The 21214-nt window shown below is 74.6% G+C and carries 23 protein-coding genes and 1 pseudogene; 15 read left to right on the top strand and 9 right to left on the bottom strand.

The window, feature by feature from the left end; all coding sequences use genetic code 11:
• Nucleotides 1-16 precede the first annotated feature (16 nt).
• The 4 genes from KBB57_RS07900 to KBB57_RS07885 all read left to right on the top strand — a co-directional run bounded on the left by KBB57_RS07900 (nucleotide 17) and on the right by KBB57_RS07885 (nucleotide 4518).
• Nucleotides 17-1138, top strand: coding sequence for a hypothetical protein (locus KBB57_RS07900; protein WP_290748397.1), 1122 nt, complete (start codon nucleotides 17-19; stop codon nucleotides 1136-1138).
• 347 nt (nucleotides 1139-1485) lie between these two features.
• Nucleotides 1486-2781, top strand: a complete 1296-nt coding sequence (locus KBB57_RS07895; RefSeq protein WP_290748395.1) for a cytochrome P450 — start codon at nucleotides 1486-1488, stop codon at nucleotides 2779-2781.
• A 214-nt stretch (nucleotides 2782-2995) separates the two neighbouring features.
• On the top strand, nucleotides 2996-3904 hold the full coding sequence (locus KBB57_RS07890) for a 2-dehydro-3-deoxygalactonokinase (protein ID WP_290748431.1): 909 nt from the start codon (nucleotides 2996-2998) through the stop codon (nucleotides 3902-3904).
• Complete coding sequence (locus tag KBB57_RS07885) at nucleotides 3901-4518, top strand: 2-dehydro-3-deoxy-6-phosphogalactonate aldolase (protein ID WP_290748392.1); 618 nt, start codon at nucleotides 3901-3903, stop codon at nucleotides 4516-4518. Before KBB57_RS07890 ends, KBB57_RS07885 begins: the two co-directional genes overlap by 4 nt.
• Before the next feature lie 3 nt (nucleotides 4519-4521).
• On the opposite strand, the gene KBB57_RS07880 is transcribed toward KBB57_RS07885, so the two are convergent.
• Nucleotides 4522-5496: an AraC family transcriptional regulator gene (locus tag KBB57_RS07880; RefSeq protein ID WP_290748389.1), complete on the bottom strand. Its 975-nt coding sequence runs from the start codon at nucleotides 5494-5496 to the stop codon at nucleotides 4522-4524.
• A gap of 87 nt (nucleotides 5497-5583) precedes the next feature.
• Here KBB57_RS07880 and KBB57_RS07875 point away from each other — a divergent pair, with 87 nt between their 5' ends.
• The 4 genes from KBB57_RS07875 to KBB57_RS07860 all read left to right on the top strand — a co-directional run bounded on the left by KBB57_RS07875 (nucleotide 5584) and on the right by KBB57_RS07860 (nucleotide 8127).
• Nucleotides 5584-5943, top strand: coding sequence for a DsrE family protein (locus KBB57_RS07875; protein WP_290748386.1), 360 nt, complete (start codon nucleotides 5584-5586; stop codon nucleotides 5941-5943).
• A gap of 297 nt (nucleotides 5944-6240) precedes the next feature.
• Nucleotides 6241-6822 (top strand): VPLPA-CTERM sorting domain-containing protein, encoded by a 582-nt coding sequence (locus KBB57_RS07870; RefSeq protein ID WP_290748385.1) that lies wholly within the window; start codon nucleotides 6241-6243, stop codon nucleotides 6820-6822.
• 149 nt (nucleotides 6823-6971) lie between these two features.
• Nucleotides 6972-7682 carry a ligase-associated DNA damage response endonuclease PdeM gene (gene pdeM, locus KBB57_RS07865; RefSeq protein WP_290748383.1) on the top strand — a complete coding sequence of 237 codons (711 nt, stop codon included), beginning with the start codon at nucleotides 6972-6974 and terminating at the stop codon, nucleotides 7680-7682.
• A gap of 55 nt (nucleotides 7683-7737) precedes the next feature.
• Nucleotides 7738-8127: a PaaI family thioesterase gene (locus tag KBB57_RS07860; RefSeq protein ID WP_290748428.1), complete on the top strand. Its 390-nt coding sequence runs from the start codon at nucleotides 7738-7740 to the stop codon at nucleotides 8125-8127.
• Between the two features lie 13 nt (nucleotides 8128-8140).
• Here KBB57_RS07860 and KBB57_RS07855 read toward each other — a convergent pair whose 3' ends face one another.
• The 4 genes and pseudogenes from KBB57_RS07855 to KBB57_RS07840 all read right to left on the bottom strand — a co-directional run.
• On the bottom strand, nucleotides 8141-9775 hold the full coding sequence (locus KBB57_RS07855) for a dihydroxyacetone kinase subunit DhaK (RefSeq protein ID WP_290748382.1): 1635 nt from the start codon (nucleotides 9773-9775) through the stop codon (nucleotides 8141-8143).
• A gap of 15 nt (nucleotides 9776-9790) precedes the next feature.
• A complete protein-coding gene (locus tag KBB57_RS07850; RefSeq protein WP_290748381.1) occupies nucleotides 9791-10942 on the bottom strand; it encodes an inositol monophosphatase family protein in 1152 nt (383 codons plus the stop codon).
• A 17-nt stretch (nucleotides 10943-10959) separates the two neighbouring features.
• Entirely contained in the window at nucleotides 10960-11142 is a 183-nt protein-coding gene (locus KBB57_RS07845) for a hypothetical protein (protein ID WP_290748380.1), read from the bottom strand.
• Nucleotides 11143-11174: 32 nt separating this feature from the next.
• Nucleotides 11175-11355: pseudogene (locus tag KBB57_RS07840) on the bottom strand (aminotransferase class IV); the annotation flags it as partial.
• Nucleotides 11356-11657: 302 nt separating this feature from the next.
• On the opposite strand from KBB57_RS07840, the gene arfB reads away from it, so the two are divergent.
• Complete coding sequence (gene arfB, locus KBB57_RS07835) at nucleotides 11658-12083, top strand: alternative ribosome rescue aminoacyl-tRNA hydrolase ArfB (RefSeq protein WP_290748377.1); 426 nt, start codon at nucleotides 11658-11660, stop codon at nucleotides 12081-12083.
• 116 nt (nucleotides 12084-12199) lie between these two features.
• Here arfB and KBB57_RS07830 read toward each other — a convergent pair whose 3' ends face one another.
• A complete protein-coding gene (locus KBB57_RS07830; RefSeq protein WP_290748376.1) occupies nucleotides 12200-13036 on the bottom strand; it encodes a CPBP family intramembrane glutamic endopeptidase in 837 nt (278 codons plus the stop codon).
• Nucleotides 13037-13165: 129 nt separating this feature from the next.
• Between KBB57_RS07830 and ilvD the strand changes: the two genes are divergently transcribed.
• Nucleotides 13166-14929, top strand: a complete 1764-nt coding sequence (gene ilvD / locus KBB57_RS07825) for a dihydroxy-acid dehydratase (RefSeq protein ID WP_290748374.1) — start codon at nucleotides 13166-13168, stop codon at nucleotides 14927-14929.
• A gap of 1 nt (nucleotide 14930) precedes the next feature.
• Entirely contained in the window at nucleotides 14931-15548 is a 618-nt protein-coding gene (locus tag KBB57_RS07820) for a hypothetical protein (RefSeq protein WP_290748372.1), read from the top strand.
• 6 nt (nucleotides 15549-15554) lie between these two features.
• Here the strand turns inward: KBB57_RS07820 and KBB57_RS07815 are convergent, their stop codons facing one another.
• Nucleotides 15555-15941 (bottom strand): hypothetical protein, encoded by a 387-nt coding sequence (locus KBB57_RS07815; RefSeq protein ID WP_290748371.1) that lies wholly within the window; start codon nucleotides 15939-15941, stop codon nucleotides 15555-15557.
• A 70-nt stretch (nucleotides 15942-16011) separates the two neighbouring features.
• Complete coding sequence (locus tag KBB57_RS07810) at nucleotides 16012-16299, bottom strand: hypothetical protein (protein ID WP_290748370.1); 288 nt, start codon at nucleotides 16297-16299, stop codon at nucleotides 16012-16014.
• Nucleotides 16300-16464: 165 nt separating this feature from the next.
• Here KBB57_RS07810 and KBB57_RS07805 point away from each other — a divergent pair, with 165 nt between their 5' ends.
• The 4 genes from KBB57_RS07805 to KBB57_RS07790 all read left to right on the top strand — a co-directional run bounded on the left by KBB57_RS07805 (nucleotide 16465) and on the right by KBB57_RS07790 (nucleotide 20187).
• On the top strand, nucleotides 16465-16854 hold the full coding sequence (locus tag KBB57_RS07805) for a PRC-barrel domain-containing protein (RefSeq protein ID WP_290748367.1): 390 nt from the start codon (nucleotides 16465-16467) through the stop codon (nucleotides 16852-16854).
• Nucleotides 16855-17028: 174 nt separating this feature from the next.
• On the top strand, nucleotides 17029-17424 hold the full coding sequence (locus KBB57_RS07800) for an META domain-containing protein (RefSeq protein WP_290748364.1): 396 nt from the start codon (nucleotides 17029-17031) through the stop codon (nucleotides 17422-17424).
• 11 nt (nucleotides 17425-17435) lie between these two features.
• Nucleotides 17436-19202, top strand: a complete 1767-nt coding sequence (locus KBB57_RS07795) for a carbamoyltransferase C-terminal domain-containing protein (RefSeq protein WP_290748362.1) — start codon at nucleotides 17436-17438, stop codon at nucleotides 19200-19202.
• Nucleotides 19203-19326: 124 nt separating this feature from the next.
• Nucleotides 19327-20187 carry a polysaccharide deacetylase family protein gene (locus tag KBB57_RS07790; RefSeq protein WP_290748360.1) on the top strand — a complete coding sequence of 287 codons (861 nt, stop codon included), beginning with the start codon at nucleotides 19327-19329 and terminating at the stop codon, nucleotides 20185-20187.
• Nucleotides 20188-20238: 51 nt separating this feature from the next.
• Here KBB57_RS07790 and pip read toward each other — a convergent pair whose 3' ends face one another.
• The gene (gene pip, locus KBB57_RS07785) at nucleotides 20239-21213 is read right to left on the bottom strand and encodes a prolyl aminopeptidase (RefSeq protein ID WP_290748359.1); all 975 of its coding nucleotides are present in this window, start codon (nucleotides 21211-21213) and stop codon (nucleotides 20239-20241) included.
• Nucleotide 21214: the final 1 nt, after the last annotated feature.

Genomic DNA, 21214 nt, shown 5'->3' with positions numbered 1-21214 from the left:
TCAGGGGAGAACGGCCATGATTCGCAATCTCGTCGCGGCCGCGCTGGTCGCCTGCGCCGCGCTCGCGCCCGCGGCCGCGCAGGAGAAGGAGGACGCCTTCGACTTCGCCGGCGACGTCTTCCGCGCCGGCGGCTCCGCGGTCTTCGCCGGGCCGGAGGCGCACGACGCCTTCCTCGCCGGCGAGCGCGTCGAGCTCTCGGGGCCGATCACCGGCTCGGCCCATCTCGCCGGCCGGCGCATCGAGGTCACCGGCGCGATCGGCGGCGACCTCTACGCCTTCGGCGCCGACGTTCGCCTCGCCGCCCCGGTCGCCGGCGCGGCGGCGGTCGCCGGCTACGACGTCGCCGTCGAGGGCGCGGTCGGCGGCAACCTGCGCGCCGCCGGCGCCCATGTCGAGGTCAAGGCCCCGGTCGGCGGCGGCGCGCTCCTGACCGGCGGGCGGGTCGACCTCGCCGCGCCGGTCGCCGGCGACGCGCGGATCACCTCCGACGACATCGTGTTCGGCGAGGGCGCCCGGGTCGACGGCACGCTGACGCTGGTGCAGGAGGCCGGCCGCGAGGTCGAGGTGCCCGCCTCGGTGGCGCCGCCGGAGCGCATCGCGCGGCAGGTCGCCACCGGCCACGGCATGATCGGGATGGCGGGGCCGGGCTGGTTCGCCATCATCGCGGGGCTGCTCCTCGGCGTCGTGGTCCTCGCCGTCCTCGCCATGCTGGCGCCGACGATCGCGCCGCACCGCACCGAGCGGCTGCGGCTGATCGCCGGCGAGGCGCCGTTCCGCACGCTCGGCGCCGGCTTCCTCGCGCTCTCCGCGCTGCTCGGCTCGGCGGTGCTGCTGGCGCTGACGCTGATCGGCATCGTGGTCGCGCCGGTGGCGCTGGTGGCGGCCGGGATCCTCGGCACGCTCGGCTACATCGTCGCGGTCTACCTGCTCGGGACCTGGATGCTGACCCGGGCGGGCGGCCTCGTGCCCGACACCTTCCCGGAATACGCGCTGGCCGGGGTGGTCGGCGCGGTGGTGGCGACGCTGCTCTCGCTCCTGCCCTTCGTCGGCTGGTTCGTGATGCTCGCCCTGACGCTGGTCGGCGCGGGCGCCATCGCCATCTCGATCGTCCGGCCGCGGGACGAGCGGGTCCGCTGAGGCGGGGCAGGGCGATCGCCTGACGGCTCGGACCCTTCGGGAATCGACGGAGCGCCTTTGCGCTCCGGAGTCGCTCTCCCCACCCGCGCAAGCGCGGGCGGGGCCCCTGCGCGCCGTTGCGCGCGTTCTCCCCACCCCCCCTTCCCCCCCGCCCCCAAGGGCGGGGGGAACCTGCCCGATAGGGTAGGAGAGAGAAGAAGGGGGGCGGCGGCGGGGCTTAACCAAGCGTCGTCGGCGGCTTTGACTTGGCGGCTCGATACTCGCAAAAGTTGAGGCGAACTTCCCGGACCCGGCGTTCCGGTCCGGGGAGGGGGTGGAGTTTTGTAGAGTACCGAGTGGGGTGGGCCATGACGCGATTCGTCGCGCTGGAGGAGCCTGTGACCGAGGGGGCCGCGGTCTCCGGGATCGGGCGGGCGTTCCGGTCGTTCGAGCAGGCGGGGATGCACGAGATCCTGCGCCGCGCCCGCGCCGAGGAGCCGGTGTTCTTCGCGCCGGACATCGGCTACTATGTGGTCACCCGGCGGGCCGACGTGCTGGCGGTGTTCCGCGACCACGCGCGCTTCTCCGCCTCGATCGCGCTCAACCCGATGCGGCCCCTGCCGGCGGAGGTGTGCAGCTTCCTGCGCGAGGGCCGCTTCACCCATCAGCAGATCCAGGCCAACGCCGACCAGCCCGTGCATACGCGGGTGCGGGCGGCGGCGGCGCAGTTCCTCAACATGCGCCGCTTCCTCGGCATGGAGGCGGAGGTGCGCGCGCTGGTCGAGGACTACGCCGACCGGCTGGAGGGGGCGGAGACCGTCGATCTCGTCGCGGAGATGACCTACGAGCTGCCGATCCGGGCGATCCTGCTGCTGCTCGGCATCCCGGCGGAGGACGCGCCGCAGATCAAGCGCTGGGCCGACAAGCGGCTTCTCTTCACCTTCGGCGACCTGACGCCGGCGGAGCAGATGGACGCCGCCCGCGACATGCTCGCCTACTGGCACTATTGCCGCGAGCTGGTCGAGGACCGCATGCGGCGGCCGGGCGCCGACTACGCCTCGGCGATGCTGGCGATCCGCGGCGGCGACGACGCCGTGCTGACGCTGAACGAGATCACCGGGCTCGTCTTCGGCATCCTGCTCGCCGGGCACGAGACCACGACCAACGCCTCGACCAACCTGATCCATGCGCTGCTGTCGCACCCTGAGGAATGGGCGCGCGTCGTCGCCGACCCGGGCCTCGTGCCCAACGCGGTGGAGGAGGGGCTGCGCTTCGCCTCCTCGGTGGTGAGCTGGCGGCGGATCGCGAAGGAGGACGTCGAGATCGGCGGCGTGCGGATCCCGGCCGGGGGGCATGTGCTGCTGTCGCTCGCCTCGGCCAACCGCGACGCGGCGGAGTTCACGGAGGCCGACCGGCTCGACGTCGGGCGGCCGAACGCGCGGCACCACACCTCCTTCGGCTACGGCATCCATGTCTGCATCGGCGCGCCGCTGGCGCGGCTGCAGCTGCGGCTGATCCTCGAGGTGCTGGCGCGGCGCTTCCCGGCGATGGCGCTGGCGCCGGGGCAGGAGCTCGACTGGCTGCGCACGCTGTGCTTCCGCGGGCCGCGCAGCCTGATCGTCGCGCCGGGCGGCCTCGCCGGGCGGGCGGCGCTGGCGGCGTGACGGGGGATGCGGGGCCACGCTGCAGGACGGAGGCAGGAAGCACGAAATATCCCCATAAGTAAAATCAATACCTTAGCGAATTTTCACGCGTGAACACGGCGGCTCTGGCGATCCGGGGCCCCCGGCTTCTATACTGGCCTCCCCGCCCGCGCCGAGGACGTCGATGCGCCAAGCCCACGCCGCCGAGGCGCCCGAGCCGGGCGCGGCCGACCGGATGGAGGTCGAGTGGATCGCCGTCGACTGGGGCACCTCGAACCTGCGCGCCTGGGCGATGGACGCGGCCGGCCGGCCGCGCGCCGAGGCGGGCTCCGCCGCCGGGATGGGCGGGCTCGCCCGCGACGGGTTCGAGCCGGCGCTCCTCGACCTGATCGGGCCCTGGCTCGCCCCGGGGCGGCGGACCCAGCTCCTCGCCTGCGGCATGGTGGGCGCCCGGCAGGGCTGGATCGAGGCGCCCTACGTCACCGTGCCCTGCGCCCCGGTCGGACCGCCGGTCGCGGCGCCGGCCACTGATCCGCGGATCGCGGTGCGCATCCTGCCGGGGCTGCGTCAGGACGGGGCCTGGGACGTCATGCGCGGCGAGGAGACCCAGATCGCCGGGCTGGTCGCCGGCGCGCCGGGCTTCGACGGCGTCGCCTGCCTGCCCGGCACCCACACCAAATGGGCGCATGTCTCGGCCGGCGAGGTCGTGTCCTTCGCCTCCTTCATGACCGGCGAGCTCTTCGCGCTCCTCGCGTCCGCCTCGGTGCTGCGGCATTCGGTGGGCTCCGAGGGCTGGTCGGAGGCCGACTTCGCCGAGGCGGTCGAGGAGACGCTGGGCCGGCCCGAGCGCCTCGCCGGCCGGCTCTTCGGCATCCGCGCCGAGGGCCTGCTCGCCGGCCTCGCGCCGGAGCGCGCCCGGGCGCGGCTCTCCGGCCTGCTGATCGGCGCCGAGCTCGCCGCCGCCCGGCCCTACTGGCTCGGCCGCGAGGTCGTGCTGGTCGGCGCCCCCGCGCTCGCGGCCGCCTACCGCGCCGCGCTGGCGCTCGTCGGCGTCGCCGCAAGCGAGGCCGACGCCGCGGCGATGACCCGCGCCGGCCTCGCCGCCGCCCATGCCCGCCTGACCGCGCAGAGGAGCCCCGCATGAGCCGCCGCCTGATCGCGATCCTCCGGGGCGTCGAGCCCGCCCGCGCCGTCGAGACCGGCGAGGCGCTGGTCGAGGCCGGCATCGACTGGATCGAGGTCCCGCTCAACTCCCCCGAGCCCCTCGCGAGCGTCGCCGCCCTGCAATCCGCCCTCGGCGCCCGCGCCCGCATCGGCGCCGGCACGGTGCTGACGCCGGCCGAGGTGGACGCCGTCGCCGCCACCGGGGCCACCTTCGTGGTCTCGCCGAACTGCGATCCCCGCGTCATCGGCCGGGCGAAGGCGCTCGGCCTCGGCGCCTATCCCGGCGTCCTCACCCCCAGCGAATGCTTCGCCGCGCTCGAGGCGGGGGCCGACGCGCTGAAGATCTTCCCCGCCAGCCTGATGGGGCCGGCCGGCCTCAAGGCGGTCCGCGCCGTCCTGCCGGCGGCCACCCGGGTCTTCGCCGTCGGCGGCGTCGGCCCGGGCGACTTCGTGACCTGGCGGGACGCCGGCGCCGACGGCTTCGGCCTCGGCGGCTCGCTGTTCCAGCCCGGCTGGCCGATCGCCCGCGTCGCCGAGGCCGCCCGCGCCAGCGTGCGCGCCTGGGACGGGGTCTACGGATTCCTGCAGGAGTGAGCCTTACGCTCCGGCCCGCGCGGCGTCGCGCCACGCCGCCGGCGGCATGCCGAAGGCGCGGCTGAAGGCGCGGTTGAACGCGGCCTCAGCGCCGTAGCCCGCCTCCCAGGCGACCTCGGCGATCGGGCGCGCGCCGCTCTGCAGCGCGTCCCGCGCCAGGAACAGCCGCCAGCTGCGGACGTAGCGCATCGGCGTCGCGCCGAGGACGGCGGCGAAGCGGGCGCACAGCGCGCTGCGGGACAATCCCGCCAGGCCGGCGAGCGCCTCGACCGACCAGTCCCGCGCCGGGTCGGCGTGAATGGCGGCGATGCAGCGCGCCAGCCGCGGGTCGGCGAGCGCCGCCAGCCAGCCGACGCCGCCGGCCCGCGCCCCCCCGATCTCGCGGCGCAAGAGCTCGATGAACACCACCTCGCTCAGCCGCTCCAGCATCGAGATCCCGCCGGCCCGCGGCGTATCGACCTCGGCGGCCATCTGCGCCACCGCCGCCGCGAGCCAGGGGCCTGCCTCCCCGGCCCGCGCCAGCATCATCTCCGGCAGCGCCGCGCGCAGCGGCGGAAAGCTCGTCACGTCGCAGACCAGCACCCCGCACAGGATCCGCGCCCGCACGCCTTCGCCCGCGTAGTCGAGGAGCGGGGCCTCGCGCCACGGCCGCTCCGGCAGGTCGCTCACCGGGTCGATCGGCCGCCGTCCCGCGCCAGCCCCGAGATCGTGGGGCGCGCGGGTCGGAAAGGCAACGACGTCGCCGGCGGCCAGCGTCTCCCGCCGGCCGGCCACGTCGAGCCAGCATGTGCCCTCGACCACGACATGGAATGGGATCGCCTCGTCGGCGCGGCTGACGAGGTCGGCGAGCCCGCGCCGCCCGGCCGTCCGCCAGTCGCCGCGCGGCGCGAAGCAGAACTGCAGCGCCGCGGACAGGCGCACCATGCGGAGCACGCCCGAGAGCACGTCCGACCCCGGCCCGCCCGGACTTTCGATCAACACTCTCCGCCCCCCGGCCAAAGACCACGGGTCCTGGCCGAGGCTATACCGCTCCCGCATCGTCCCACAACGCGAAAGGGCAATCCCATGGCCGACAAGCTCGTCATCCTCGTGACCCGCGGCATCGATTCGGAGCTCTCCTCCGTCGCATTCACCATCGCCCTCGGCGGCATTACCGCCGGGCTCGAGGTCGCGATGTTCCTGACCTCGACGGCGATCGACCTCGTCCGCAAGGGCGGCCAGGCGATGACCCATGTGCCGCCGCTCCAGCCGCTCGGCGAGATGATCCGCGACTTTCAGGCGCGCGGCGGCGTGATCTGGGCCTGCCCGCCTTGCGTGCAGTCCCGCGGCTACGCCCAGGAGGACCTCCTCGACGGCGTCGTCATCGTCGGGGCGAGCGCCATGCACGCCAGGATCAAGGAAGGGGCGGCCACCCTGTCGTTCTGAGCGCCGTCGTTAACTAATGACGAAAGCGGTCCCGGGAGCGTCCTGGCCGGGTAATCGGTTGAAGTGCGCTTTCGTCTTGCAGTTTCCTGCCCGAATTCATGGGGCATTAACCAAGTAGTAGTCCGGCAGGTACGGTGGAGCGACTTCGGCGTCGGCATGCGGACGCGCGCGGCCGCTCGGAGTCGCACGCGGCAGTTGTATTAATTCCAGTTGAGGAGCCCTGCGGGCGGGCCCATGGTCAGGCGTGGGTCACGCCCGGGGCGGTCGGGCCCGGTTGCTCAACAGAGGGTAGCGTACATGTCAGTGATTTCCAGATTTGCGGTCGCGGCGCTCGTCGCAGGCGCCGCGTTCGCGGCCGCGCCGAGCCAGGCGGCCACCTGCAGCACGGCGAGCCTGAGCGCCTCCACCGCCTGCCAGGGCAAGCTTGGCACGGGCGCCGGGGCGGCCGAGATGAACGCCTTCAAGAAGGGCGTGGGCGCCTTTGGCGTCACCGGCTGGACCGATCTCGGCCGGGTCGAGACCGGGGCGGCCGACGGCGCCTTCGCCGACGGCGCCCTCGCGCTGACCAGCGAGAAGGGCGGCACGGCCGGGTCGTGGTCGCTCGCGCCGGGGCTGAAGTTCGCCAAGGGCGCCGCCTATGCGCTGATCCTCGAGGGCTGCCGGGAGACGGTCGCGTACCTGCTCGACACCTCGTCGGCCTCCGGCGCCTGGTCGAACCTCGACCTCCTCGGCAAGAACGGCAAGAAGCTGACCGAAATGCACGCCGCGACGCTGGTCGGCACCGCCAGCCCGGCGCCGGTGCCGCTGCCGGCCGCGGGCCTGCTGATGATCGGCGGGCTCGCCAGCCTCGGCGCCGCCGCCCGGCGCCGGTCCGCCTGACCGCAGGCGACGACGGGGCGGGGGCCCGCGGCCCCCGGGCGGGTGGCGAGGGCTCGCCCCTGCGCGGCGCGGCCTGCGGATCGGCCCCTGCGCGGCGCGGCGTGCGGTTGGCCCTTGCGCGGCGCGACGCGCCGGGGCAAACCGGGAACATGACCGGCGCCTCGCAGGACCTGACGCTCGCCGGCGCGCGGCTCGCGGCGCGCGCCTCGGGGGCGCTGTGGTGGGAGGCGGAGCGGCTGCTTTGCGTCGCCGACCTGCACCTCGGCAAGTCGGAGCGGCTGGCGCGGCGCGGCGGCGCGCTGCTGCCGCCCTACGAGACGGCGGAGACGCTCGACCGGCTGGCGGCGGAGATCCGGCGGCTGGCGCCGGCGACGGTGGTCTGCCTCGGCGACAGCTTCGACGACCTCGCCTGCGCCGGCGCGCTCGCGCCGCGCGACGCGGAGCGGATCGCCGCGCTGGCGGCCGGGCGCGACTGGGCATGGATCGCCGGCAACCACGACCCCGGGCCGCTGGCGCTGCCGGGGGCGCATCTCGCCGAGCTGCGCCGCGGCGGGCTGGTCTTTCGCCACGCCGCGCTGGCCGAGGCCGAGGGCGGCGAGGTCTCCGGGCATTTCCACCCGAAGTTCCGCCTGTCGGCGCGGGGGCGGGCGATCGTGCGCGCCTGCTTCCTGCACGACGCGCGGCGGCTGATCCTGCCGGCGTTCGGCGCCTATACGGGCGGCCTGCGCGCCGACCACCCGGCGCTGGTCGCGCTCTTCGAGCCGCCAGCGCGGGCGATCCTGACCGGCGAGCCCTGCGTCGCCGTGCCGATGCCGCTCGCGGCCGCGCGCGCGCCCTGCGCGGGCGACGGCCGTGGCTGAGCCGCGCGACCCGGACTTCGCCGCGCGGGTGCGGGCGAGCTTCGCCCGGCAGGGGATGATGCGGCTCCTCGGGGCCGAGCTCGTCGCCGTCGAGGCGGGGCGCGTGGCCATCGCCGCGCCGGTGCGGCCGGAGACCTCGCAGCAGCACGGCTACGCCCATGCCGGCCTCGCCTGGACGATCGGCGACAGCGCTGCGGGCTATTCGGCGCTGAGCCTGACCGGGGCGGGCGAGGAGGTGCTGACCTCGGAGATGAAGATCCACCTGCTCGCGCCGGCGCGCGGCGCGCGGCTCGTCGCCGAGGGCAGGGTGCTGCGCGCCGGTCGCCGGCTGATCGTCGTCGCCGCCGAGATCTGGGCCGAGATCTGGGCCGAGGACGCCGCCGCGCCGCGCCGCCACGTCGCGACGATGCTCGGGACGATGATCCCCCTCGCCGGCGGGGAGTGACCCGGCCGGGACGTCAGCCCTGCGCGGCCACCGCCTCGAAGGCCGCGGCCACCGCCATCGCGCCGGGGTCGGGGACGCCGGCGAGGTCGCCGGCCAAGATGTAGGCGGCGCGGCCGGCGCGGGCGCGGGTCATCCCGGCCGTCGCCTCGGCGCCGGCGCGGGCCGCGCGGGCGGCCGCCTCGGTCCCACCGGTCGCCAGCGCCTCGAGCGCCGGGGCGAGCGCGTCGACCGCGGTGCGGTCGCCCTGGCCGGCGCCGCCGTAGAGCCGCACCCGCGCCAACCCCTCGGCCAGGGCCGCCGGCGCGGCGTCGCCGGCGCCGAGCCGCTGGCCGGTCGCGGTGAAGAAGATCGAGAGCAGCACCCCGCTCGACCCGCCCATGCTGGAGGACAGGATCTCGCCGATGCGCGCGCAGGCCGCCGCCGGGTCGGCGAGCGGCAGGGTCGGCAGGGCGGCGAGCACGCTCCGCGCCCCCGCCGCCACCGTGGAGCCGGTGTCGCCGTCGCCCGCCCGCGCGTCGAGCCGGTTCAGCTCGGCCTCCATCGCGACGAGCCGCTTGCAGACCGCCGCCAGCATCGCCTCGAGGCCGGCATGGCCGCTCGCCGGCGCGGCGTCGCGGACGCCGCCGGCCACGGGCAGCGTCGCCACCGCCCCGGGCGCCCGCACCCCCGTCCAGGCGGCGGGCTCGACCGGGCTCGCCAGCGCCTCCGCCCGCGCCGCGTCGAGCCGCATCAGCGACAGCGAGAAGCCGTTCATGTTGAGCGCGGTCATGTAGTGTCCCGGCCCCAGCAGCAGCCCGACCCGCGGCCCGATCGCCGACCGCAGCACGTCGTGGGCGATCACCCCCATCTCGACCGGCGGCACCGCGCCGAGGTTGTTGACGATCAGCGCATGGTCCGCCGCCCCCGCCGGCAGCCGCGCCGCCAGCCGCTCGGCCATCACCCCGACGATCGCGTCGATCTCGCGGAGCGCGATGCGCTCCACCCCGGGCTCGCCGTGGATGCCGAGGCCGAGCTCGGCCTCGTCCTCGCCCATGCGCGCCTCGAAGGGCTGGCCGGGGATGGCGCAGGCCGAGAGCGACACGCCGAGCGAGCGGATGTCGGCCGCCGCCGCCCGCGCCGCCGCCGCCACCTCGGCGAGGGGCGCGCCCGCCTCGGCGAGATGCCCGGCGATCTTGTGGACGAAGAGCGTCCCCGCCACGCCGCGCGGCTGCGGCAGGTCGGGGAGCGCGATGTCGTCGGCGACGATCACCATCTCGACCGCCAGCCCCTCGGCGCGCGCCCGCTCGGCGGCGAGGCCGAAGTTCAGGCGGTCGCCGGTGTAGTTCTTCACGATCAGGAGGCACCCGGCCGGCCCGGTCGCCGCGCGGATGCCCGCGAGCGCCGCCGCCACCGAGGGCGAGGCGAAGATCTCCCCCGAGACCGCCGCCGTCAGCATCCCCCGCCCCACGAAGCCGGCATGGGCGGGCTCGTGCCCGGCGCCGCCGCCCGACACGACCGCCACCTTGCCGGGATCGCGGTCCGCGCGCAGCACGACCTTGATCTCGGGATAGCCGTCGAGCCGCACGAGCCGCCCGCCCGAGCCGGCGACGAGCCCGTCCAGCGCCTCGGTGACGATCGTCTCGCGCGCGTTGATGAAATGCTTGGCCACCTTCCCCTCCCCCTCTCAGGCGTCCGTGCCGGCGCGCAGCAGGTTGCCGTCCGCGTCGACCAGCGCCAGCTCGCGCATCCCCCAGGGCTTGACCTCCGGCGGCACGTAGCGCGGCACGCCGCGCGCCGGCAGCCCGGCGGCGGCGCAGGCGGCCGCCAGCCCGTCGAGGTCGCCGCTGCGCAGGTAGGCCCCGGCGTCGTTGCGCCCGGGCTCGAGGTCGGCCTTGCGCCAGAAATGCAGCTCCGCCCCGCCGCGGGCGACGATCAGGTACTGCGCCGGGTCGAGGTAGCGCACCGCGAAGCCGAGCCGCGCCCAGAAGGCCGCCGCCGCGTCGAGGTCGCGCGACGGCAGGATCGGCGCCGTCCGGTCGCCCGCCCCGGCCGCGACCGGCGCCGCCAGCGCCGAGACCGCCTCCCAGGCCGCCGGCGACGCCGCCACCGCCGCCCCGCCCCGCCCGAGGTCGCCGGCCTCCGGGAACGGCCCGGTCACGCCGCCCGCCTCGCGGATGATCAGGAGCGCCCCGAGCGCGTCCCAGGAATGCATGTGCGGCTCGACATATCCCGCGAGCCGCCCCGCCGCGACATGGGCGAGCATCAGGGCCCCCGAGCCGTTGCGGAAGAATACGCCCCCCTGCCGCCCCAGCGCCTCGGCCACCCGCCCGATCCACGCCGGATCGGTGCGATGGCTCGCCCCCACCGCCGTCGCGGCGTTCGTCACGTTCACCCCCTCGGGAATCCGCAAGGCCGCGTCGTTCAGCGTCGCGCCCCGCCCGAGCGCCGCGGCGAAGGTCTCGCCATGGGTCGGGACCTCGACCACGCCGACCACCGCCTCGGACCCGCGCGCCACGGCGAGCGCCACGCACCAGGTCGGCATCCCGTGCAGGTAGGGCGAGGTGCCGTCGATTGGGTCGATCACCCAGGTGAACCCCGACGCCCCGGGCTCCGGCCCGTATTCCTCGCCGAGGAAGCCGTCCTCGGGGAAGGCCGCCGCCACCCGGGCGCGGATAAGCCGCTCCACCGCGCGGTCGGCCTCGGAGACGATGTCCTGCGCGCCCGCCTTTTCCTCGATGGCGAGCCCCGCCCGCCGCCGCCAGAAGTCGAGCGCCACCGCGCCGGCCTCGCTCGCCACCGCCAGCGCCAGCGCGCGGCGCGCCTCGATCTCGGGCATCTCTCCTCCGGGCAGGGTCAGAGCGCGAACGGCCTCAGCCGCTCATACGCGGGCCGCGCCGCCTCCGCCAGCGCGGCGAGCGCCCTGTCGCGCGCCGGCGGCGCGAAGCCGGTCGAGGCCTCGACCGAGCCGCGCCACTGCGCCGCCCGGACCCCGTCCGAGGCCCGCCCCCGGCCGGCCCGGCCAGCATCCCACGGCAACCCGAGCGCCGCGCAGAGCCGGCGCGCACCCGCTCGTCGAGGAAGGCCCGGCGGCGGCCGTAGAGGCGCAGGCGCTCCCAAACCCCGTCGCCCACCATGAAGCCCGAATCGTGGACCGAGACCACGGCCTCGGCCTTCGGCCCGAGGACGCCGTCGACCCGAGACCCGCGGGGTCTCGTTTCGCGGGTCGCTCCCGGCGTCGGGGGCAGCCATGGCGCGAGGTTTCGCGGCAGCGGGGCGGCGCGGCAAGCGGCCGGGCGAATTGCATCCATTTCGCCGCGACAAGACGCTTGCGTTTCGCCGCCGAGATGGCACGATCGGACTCAGCGAAACCAGCGAAAGGAGGTGATCCAATGTCTGACGGGACCTTGGAGCTAAAGGTCGGGCACATTCGCGGGGCGGCCGCCTGAGGGCGCGCAAGCCGGGCGAGGCCTGACCGGCCAGCCTCCAAGCTCACGAAGAAAGGGGGGGCCGCGATCCGCGGCCCCCCTCGCCGTTTCCGGGGACCGCCTGCCGTGCTGCGCATCAACGACGCCGTCGCCATCGCCGACTGGGAGCTCGCGGAGAGCTTCGTCCGCGCGTCCGGTCCGGGCGGCCAGAACGTCAACAAGGTCGCCACCGCGGTCGAGCTGCGCTTCGAGGCGGCGCGCTCGCCGAGCCTCGATCCCGCCGCCAAGGCGCGGCTGCGCCGGCTCGCGGGGCGCCGCTGGACGACCGAAGGCGCCCTGATCGTCACCTCCGACCGCCACCGCACCCAGGCCCTGAACCGTGAGGACGCCCGCGAGAAGCTGCGCGCGCTGATCCTCGCCGCGCTGGAGCGCCCGCGCCCGCGGGTGGCGACCCGGCCGACCAAGGGCTCGATCCGCCGCCGTCTCGACGGCAAGGCGCACCGCGGCGCGGTCAAGGCCGCCCGCGCCGCAATCGACGACCCGGACGCCTGACCCGCCCGCGGGGCGTCAACCTTCATGAACAAAGCGTTGCCGCGCCAGATTTTATCCAGATATTTCAGCGCACTGATCGGAATTTCACGCGTGATACCGCGCCCCGCGGCGCAGGCCTATCCCCGCCGCAGAAGGCGATAGACCCCCCACACCACCGCCGTCACCGCCATGCTGCCGAGGATCCCGGCCCGCACCTCGGCAATGTCGGCCGCCCCCGGCGGGGCGGCCCAGAGGCCGAAGGCGTCGAGCGGGCCGGCCGGCGGCAGCAGCAGGATCGCCGCGGCGTTGTTGGCGACATGGAGCCCGATCGCCGCCGAGAGGTCGCCCTCGCGCGCCGTCACGTCGCCATAGGCGAGCCCGATCAGCGCCGCCGCCGCGACGAGCAGCCAGGCGTTCGCTCCGAGCCCCGGGTCGAAATGCAGCGCGCCGAATCCCGCCGCCGGAACCAGCATCCACACCAGCCGCGAGCGGAACCGCGCCGCGAGCTGCTGCTGGAGATAGCCGCGGAACAGGAGCTCCTCCGCCGTCGCCTGCAACGCCACCGCCGGCAGCGCCGCCGCCGCGCCGGCGAGCCACATCAGCCCGCCGCGCAGCTCCGCCCCGCCGGTCAGCGCGATGGGAACCGTGGTGGCGATGCCGACCCCGCCGGCCACCGCCGCGCCGAGGACGAGCGGCCGCGTCGTCAGCCCCGCCGGCCCGACGACGCTCGCGAGGTCGCGCCGATGCAGCCGCCGGAGCGCCAGCGCCAGCCCGCCGATCATGCCCGCGAAGGACAGGAGATAGAGCAGCGCCGCCGCCATCGGTCCCGCCGGGTCGAGCGTCACCGCTAGCCCGATCGCCGTCGCCAGCCACGCCGCGAAGGCGAGCCCGAACCCCGCCGCGGTGCGCCACGTCTCCGCCCGCGCCCGCGCCGGCGCGACCCAGGCTTTGAGGCGGCTCGCGGCTCCCGTCATCGCCCGTCCCTACGCGGCCCCGCCGCGCCCGTCCACCCGAAGCCCGCCACCCGCGCCTCCGCTTGAGAATCCCCCGCCGCTCCCCTATGCGGGGCGGAGCCAAGATCAAGAGCCGAAGGGGAGAAGCCCGTGGACGCGCCGAAGTTCGACAAGTCGAAGCTGCCCAGCCGCCACGTGACCGAGGGGCCGGAGCGCGCGCCGCACCGGTCCTATCTCTACGCCATGGGCCTCTCCGACGCCGAGATCCACCAGCCCCTCGTCGGCGTCGCCACCTGCTGGAACGAGGCCGCCCCCTGCAACATCGCGCTGAACCGCCAGGCGCAGTCGGTGAAGCTCGGCGTCAAGCAGGCCCTCGGCACCCCGCGCGAGTTCACCACGATCACCGTCACCGACGGCATCGCCATGGGCCACGAGGGGATGCGCTCGTCGCTCGCCTCCCGCGAGGCCATCGCCGACACCGTCGAGCTGACCATGCGCGGCCATTGCTACGACGCGCTGGTCGGCCTCGCCGGCTGCGACAAGTCGCTGCCCGGCATGATGATGGCCATGGTCCGGCTCAACGTGCCCTCCGTCTTCATCTACGGCGGCTCGATCTTGCCCGGCCGCGCGCCCGCCGGCGCCGCGGTGCCGGAGGACTTCGCCAACCGCGACCTGACCGTGCAGGACCTCTTCGAGGCGGTCGGCCGCCACCAGGCCGGCACGCTCGGCAACGCCGCGCTCGACATCCTCGAGCGCGTCGCCTGTCCCTCCGCCGGCGCCTGCGGCGGCCAGTTCACCGCCAACACCATGGCCTGCGTCTCCGAGGCGATCGGGCTCGCGCTCCTCAACTCCTCCGGCGCGCCGGCGCCCTACGAGAGCCGCGACCAGTACTCGACGGCCAGCGGCATGGCGGTGATGAACCTCCTCGCCAAGGGCATCCGCTCCCGCGACGTCGTGACCCGCAAGAGCCTCGAGAACGCCGCCCGCGTCGTCGCCTGCACCGGCGGCTCGACCAACGGCGGCCTGCACCTGCCGGCGATCGCCCACGAGGCCGGCATCGACTTCACGCTTCAGGACGTCTGCGACATCTTCAAGGACACCCCCTACTTCGTCGACCTGAAGCCCGGCGGCAAATACGTCGCCAAGGACCTCTACGAGGCCGGCGGCGTGCCCGTCGTGATGAAGGAGCTGATGCGCGCCGGCCTGATCCATGGCGAGTGCATGACCGCCTCCGGCCGCACCCTCGGCGAGGAGCTCGACGATATCCGCGGCGAGGCCGACGGCCGCGTCATCCACCCGATCGACACGCCGATCACCCGCACCGGCGGCGTCGTCGGCCTCAAGGGCAACCTCGCCCCCGAGGGCGCCATCGTGAAGGTCGCCGGCATCGCGCCGGAGGACCAGGTCTTCACCGGCCCGGCCCGCGTCTTCGAATGCGAGGAGGACGCCTTCGCCGCCGTGCAGAACCGCACCTACGAGATCGGCGAGGTCCTCGTCATCCGCAACGAAGGCCCGAAGGGCGGCCCGGGGATGCGCGAGATGCTCGCCACCACCGCGGCGCTCTCCGGCCAGGGCATGGGCAAGAAGGTCGCGCTGATCACCGACGGCCGCTTCTCCGGCGCCACCCGCGGCTTCTGCGTCGGCCATGTCGGCCCCGAGGCCGCGCTCGGCGGCCCCATCGGCCTCGTCGCCGACGGCGACATGATCACCATCGACGCGGTCAACGGCACGATCGCCGTCGCCCTGACCGACGCCGAGCTCGAGGCGCGCCGCGCCCGGTGGAAGGGCCCGCGCAAGACCATCTACACCTCCGGGGCGCTCTGGAAATACGCCGAGCAGGTCGGCCCGACCTGGCAGGGCGCGGTCACCCACCCCGGGGCCAAGGCCGAGGCCCACGTCTACGCGGACCTCTGACATGCGCCGCGCCGCCCTCCTCGCCGCGGCCGCCGCCGCGCTCGCCGCCTGCGTGCCGACGACCGGCGCCGGCCCCGACCGCGCCACCATCACCGTCGCCGGCCGCGACGTCACCATCGCCGCCCCCCGCGGCTTCTGCGTCGACCCGGCCGCGACCAACGTCTCCGCCTCCGGAGCCTTCGTCCTTGCCTCGGACTGCGCGCTCCTCGGCTCCGAGGGCGTGCTCGGCGAGGGCGACGCCGACCCGCTCGACGCGGTGCTGACCGCCAGCGTCTCCGCCGCCCAGCTCCCGGCGTCCGGCACGCTCCCCGACATCGAGCGCTTCGTCGCCACTCCCGCCGGCCGCGCCGCGCTGGGCCGCTCGGGGCGCCCCGAGCGCATCAAGGTGCTGGCCACCCGCACCCGCGGCGAGGTGCTCTACGTCCTCGTCGAGGACCGCGGCCCGCAGCCGATCGCCGGCATCGAGCCCCGCTTCTGGCGCGCCTTCCTCGCCGTCGACGGCCGCATGACCGTGCTGACCGTCCTCGGCTTCGAGGGCGCCGGCGTCGACCCCACCGCCGGCCTCGCCCTGATCCAGCGCTTCGCCGACACCGTCCAGGCCGTGAACCGCCCCGCCTGAGCCGGCCTAACCGCGCCGGCCCTTGATCATCACCCACGCCGCGAAGGCGCGCCGGTCCTTCATCGGCGCCTTCCCGAAGGCGCGCAGCGCCACATCGGCCGCCTCGATGTCGGTCAGCACCTCCGAGCGCGTGAAGCGCGCCTCGGGGTCGTAGTCCGCCAGATGCCGCTTCCGCTGCGCCAGCACGAAGAGGTTGCCGAAATCCTCGATCGCCTTCGGAAACCTCCGCATGACCGACTGGTCCTTGCAGCGGTCCGAGGCGTTGCCGTGCTCGATCGCCCGGTAGGCCTGAAGCCACGCCTTCCGGCTCCGGTCCGCGCTGCTGCCGCCGATGAAGCAGTCGGCGCAGTTTCGGCAGACGGCGTGGAACAGCGCGTAGTAGTTGGTGCTCACGGCGCGCCGCAGGTCGGACTGCCGCGGCTTGCCGCTCAGCCGCGCCAGCCGGCGGGCCGTGGCGATGAGGTCAAGCGGCTTCAGCGGCGGCTTCCGCCTTCGAGACGAACGCGACGACCGGGAAACGCTCCTCCGCGACGTCGTGCAGCCGCGAGCGCAGATGCCGGATCAGGCCAGCCACCCGCTTCGGGTCCAGCTTGTCGGTCCGCGAGTCGAAGACGATGCGGAACGCGAGGATGCCGTCGCCGGCCTCGTCCTCGGTCTCCTCCATCGTCACGGATACGATATCGACGCCCTCGAACTGCTCGGCGATCACCTCGCTGGCCAGACGCCGGATCTCCGCGGCTTCGGTCGACATGGCGCGTTCCCCTTTCCCGCCCGCGCAGACTACGCCCGACGGGTCCGGAAAGGAATCCGTCACGGGCGTGACGGAACACTTAAATTCCCCGCGAGCGTGAGCGCATCCCGAGGAACCACCCCCTCGCGCGGACGTTGCCTTCCCATGCCGACATTGGAGGACACCATGGCCTACAGCGACACCTATGCCGACAACGACATCGAGACCCGCGAGAGCGGCAACCTGATCGCCTCCGACAAGGTAGAGGGCACCGCCGTCTACAACCGCGAGGGCGAGCGGCTCGGCAGCGTCCACAACTTCATGGTCGACAAGCAGAGCGGCAAGGTCGCCTACGCCGTCATGAGCTTCGGCGGCTTCCTCGGCATCGGCGACAGCTACCACCCGCTGCCGTGGCAGAGCCTGACCTACGACACCGGCCAGGGCGGCTACGTCGTCGACCTCGACCGTTCGCAGCTCGAGAAGGCCCCGCGCTACGAGCGCGACGAGGATCCGTGGGGCGACCGCGCCTATGGCCGCTCCGTCTACGACTACTACGGCGTCGCCTATCCGTTCTGACGCGCCCGCATCGAGCGCCGGCGCCCCGCGCCGGCGCTTTCGTGTTCCCACGCGGGCCGGCCATCCTCCCGGTCCGCGCGCTCGTTCCCCGGCACGCCCGCCCGTCCGCCCCCCGCCTTCCGCTCCCCCGCGCGCCGTGCCATACCGGCGCCGCCGCCACACGGGAGCCTTGGCATGCGTCTCCTCCTCGCCCTAGCCCTGATGCTGCCGACCGCGGCCGCCGCCGATCCCGGCCTCGCCGGCAGCGAATGGCGACCGCTCGACCTCGCCGGGACGCCGTTCCCCGCCGGCGGCGAGGCCTTCGTCCGCTTCGGGGCCGACGGCGCCCTGACCGGCAGCGGCGGCTGCAACCGCTTCTCCGGGACCTACACGATCGACGGCGACACCCTCACGATTGGCCCCGTGGCCGCCACCCGCATGGCCTGCCCCGAGCCTGCCATGTCCGCCGAGGCCGCGCTCTTCCGCGCCCTCGCCGCCGCCGCCTCCTTCTCCCGCGACGGCGCCGACCTCAACCTCCTCGACGGCGACGGCGTGCCCCTCGCCGCCTTCGCCCAGACCGACTGGGACTGACCCGCCCGCGCATGATCGTCCTCGGCCTCGCCACGATGGGAACGTCCGCCGCCTGTCTCGTGCGGGACGGCGTGCTCGTCGCCGCCATCGAGGAGGAACGCCTCAGCCGCATCAAGAACGACGGCGCCTTCCCGCTGCGGGCCATCGCCGAATGCCTGCGGATCGCGGGCGCCGCCATGGCCGAGGTCGACGCCGTCGCCGTCTACTGGCGGCCCTGGGCGGTCGGGACCCGCATCCGCGGCACGCTCGGCCGCGCCCTGGGCTCGCCCGCCGCCTTCGCCTCGATGGCGACGCGCACCCGCGCCTCGCTCCTCGGCGGCCGCGACCGCGACGCGCGCCCCGAGGAGGGCGGCAGCTGGGCCGACCTCTTCCGCATCCGCCGCATCCTCGCCGCCGCCTTCGGCCAGTGCCGCGCCGAGGTCGCGCATTACGACCACCACCTCACCCACCAGCTCTACGCCGAGGCGCTGCGCGGCTGGCCGACCTGCCTGTCGCTCTCCTACGACGGCGGCGGCGAGAGCGACTCGACCGTGCTGACGCTGGTCGAGAACGGCCGCCGCCGCGACCTGCGCCGGGTGCGCTGGCCGAACTCGCTCGGGCATTTCTACTCGACCTTCACCGGCTACCTCGGCTTCCGGATGCTCGAGGGCGAGTACAAGATGATGGGCCTCGCCCCCTACGGCGAGCCGCGACTGCGCGACCTGCTGCTCGAGCGCGTCCTCCGCGTCGGCCCCGACGGCGCCTACGCCATCGACCCGGCGCTCTGCGACTACCACCGGGCGCTCCGCGGCGACTTCCCCCCGGCGCTCGCCGCCCTCGTCGGCCCGCCCCGCCGCCCGGACGAGGAGCCGACCGAGGGCCATCTCGTCCTCGCCGCCTCCGTGCAGGCCGCCTTCGAGACCGCCCAGCGCCGCCTGCTCGCCTGGGCCCGCGCGGCGCACCCCGACGCCACCCGCCTCGCCCTCTCGGGCGGCTGCGCCCTCAACGTCACCGCCAACGGCCGCGTCCTGCAATCGGGGCTCTTCGAGGAGATCGTCGCGCCCCCCGCGCCGCACGACGCCGGCTGCGCCATCGGCGCCGCGCTCGCCCACCTCGCGGCCCGGGGCCTGCCCGCCCCCGACGTGACCAGCCCCTATCTCGGCCCCTCCTTCACCGACGACGAGATCGCGCGCGCCTTCCGCGACCTCGGCCTGCCGCTCCCCCGCCGCGCCGACGAGGCGGCCCGCGTCGCCGCCGCGGTGGAGACGCTGGCCTCGGGCGGCGTCGTCGCCTGGCACCAGGGCCGTACCGAGTTCGGCCCGCGCGCGCTCGGCGCGCGCTCGATCCTCGCCGACCCGCGCGACGACGCCATCCGCGAGACGCTGAACGCCAAGATCAAGAAACGCGAGCTCTTCCGCCCCTTCGCCCCCTCGACCACCGCCGAGGCCGCCGGCGACTACTTCGAGCTGGCGCAGGAAAGCCCCTACATGAACATCCTCGCCAACGTCCGCCCCGCGAAGCGGTCGGTCATCCCCGCCGTCACCCATGTCGACGGCACCGCCCGCGTCCACACCGTGACGGCCGAGGCGAACCCCCTTTACCACCGCCTGATCACCGCCTTCGGCGCCCGCACCGGCGTCCCGGTCCTCCTCAACACCTCCTTCAACATCCAGGAGCCGATCGTGAACACCCCCGAGGAGGCGATCCGCACCTACCTCCGCTCCGACATCGACCTCCTCGCCCTCGGCGGCTTCCTCGCCGACCGCCCCTGGCGCGAGGCCGCGGAGGCGCGGGCGTGAGCGCCGCGTCAACGAGACGTGAAAAAATGGCAAGCCGGATTCCAGCCGGATTCCAGCCCCCTTCCAGCACCGGTTTCCCCAGCCTTTCCCGCCGCTTCGCCGCCGTCGCCCCGGAACGCGCCGCATGACCCGCGACGCCTGGCTCTCGATCGACTTCGAGGACATCGCCCACGACTTCCGCCGCGAGCACGGCATCGACCCCGACGGTCCGGTCCGGCGAGACGCCCTCTTCGCCGCCTACGAGGCCATCGAGACCTTCCTCCAGGCCGAGCTTGCCGGCGTCCGCCTCACCTTCTTCACCACCGGGATCGTCGCGGCGAAATGCCCCGAGATCGTCGCCGAGATCGCCGGCGACGGCCACGAGATCGCCTGCCACTACCACTTCCACGACCCCTGCCGCCTCGACCCGCCGGAGGTCTTCGACGCCAACCTCGCCCGCGCCATCGACGCCCTGGAGGCCGCCTCCGGCCAGCGCGTCCTCGGCTTCCGCGCCCCCCGCTTCTCGCTAAGCGCCTCGGACACCGCGCATTTCCGCGCCCTCGAAAACCGCCTCGCCTACGACAGCTCGCTCAACGCCGCCTCCGCGGCCGAGGCGGACGCCATGCGCCGCGCCCTCGGCCTCGAGCGCCTCGCCCTCTTCCCCGTCGCCCGCGAGAAGGCCTCCGCGCTCCTCCCCCCGGTCAAGTCCGGCGGCAGCTACCTCAAGCTCTTCCCCGGCGCCGTGACGCTCCGCGCCCTGGACATGGCCGCCGCCGCCGGCCTCCGGCCGATGGTCTACCTCCACCCCTACGAGTTCGTCGCCGACCGCTCCTTCCAGGTCGCCATGCGCGACATGACCGGAATGCCCGCCGCCCGCCGCCTCTACTGGGCGCTGCGCCAGTCGCAATGGCACAGCGCCGGCAACCACAGCGTCCTCGGCAAGCTCCGCCGCATCGCCGCCGCCTGGCGCCTCGCCGGCCCCATGCGCGACCTTCTTCCGGATTGATAAGCTACATCAACTAGTTGATCGCTGTCCCACTGTGGGACGCCCCGGCGCCTACCGCCCCAGCTCGTCCATCACCGCCACCAGCGCGGCGCTGATCCCCGGCTCCGACAGCGCATGTCCCGCCGTCGCCACCATCTCCAGCCGTGACCCCGGCCAGGCCTCGTGCAGCGCCAGCGCAGTATGCGGCGGGCAGATCATGTCGTAGCGGCCCTGCACGATCCGCCCGGGGATATGCGCGATCCGGCCCATGTCGCGCATCACCTGGCCGTCCTCCTCCAGGAAGCCGCCGTTGATGAAATAGTGGTTCTCCAGCCGCGCGAACGCCAGCGAATAGGACGACGACGGATACCCCCGCCCCTCGCCCGGATCGAGCACCGCGAGCGCGCTCTCCCAGCCCGCCCAGGCCCGCGCGAAGCGGCCCTGCGCCTCGGCGTCCTCCCCGAACAGCCGGCGGTGATAGGCCCCGATCAGGTCGCCCCGCTCCGCCTCCGGAACCATCCCCTCGAAGACCCGCCACTGCGCCGGCCAGAACCGCCCCGCGCCGCCGCCATAGAACCAGTCGAGCTCGGCCCGGGTCATCGTGAAGACCCCGCGCAACGCCAGCGCCTCGACCCGCTCGGGATGCGCCTGCGCATAGAGCAGCGCGAGGCAGGCCCCCCACGAGCCCCCGAACACCGTCCACCGCTCGATCCCGAGATCGACGCGAATCCGCTCGATGTCGGCGACGAGGTCCCAGGTCGTGTTGTTCTCCACGCTCGCATGCGGGCTCGACCGCCCGCAGCCGCGCTGGTCGAACAGCACCGCCCGATAGCGCTTCGGATCGAAGAACCGCCGCATCCCCGGCGAGCAGCCGCCTCCCGGCCCGCCATGCAGCACCACCACCGGCTCCCCGTCGGGCCGGCCGCATTGCTCGACATAGACCCGGTGTCCGCCCGGCATGTCGAGCAGCTGCTGCCGGAACGGCTCGATCGGGGGATAGAGCGCGCTCCGCGGGCCGGTCCCGCCCTGCCCGAGGTTTTCCTTCATC

This window comes from Amaricoccus sp., assembly GCF_017993425.1.
GTDB lineage: Bacteria > Pseudomonadota > Alphaproteobacteria > Rhodobacterales > Rhodobacteraceae > Amaricoccus.
This window is presented reverse-complemented; position numbering and strand designations above follow the sequence as displayed.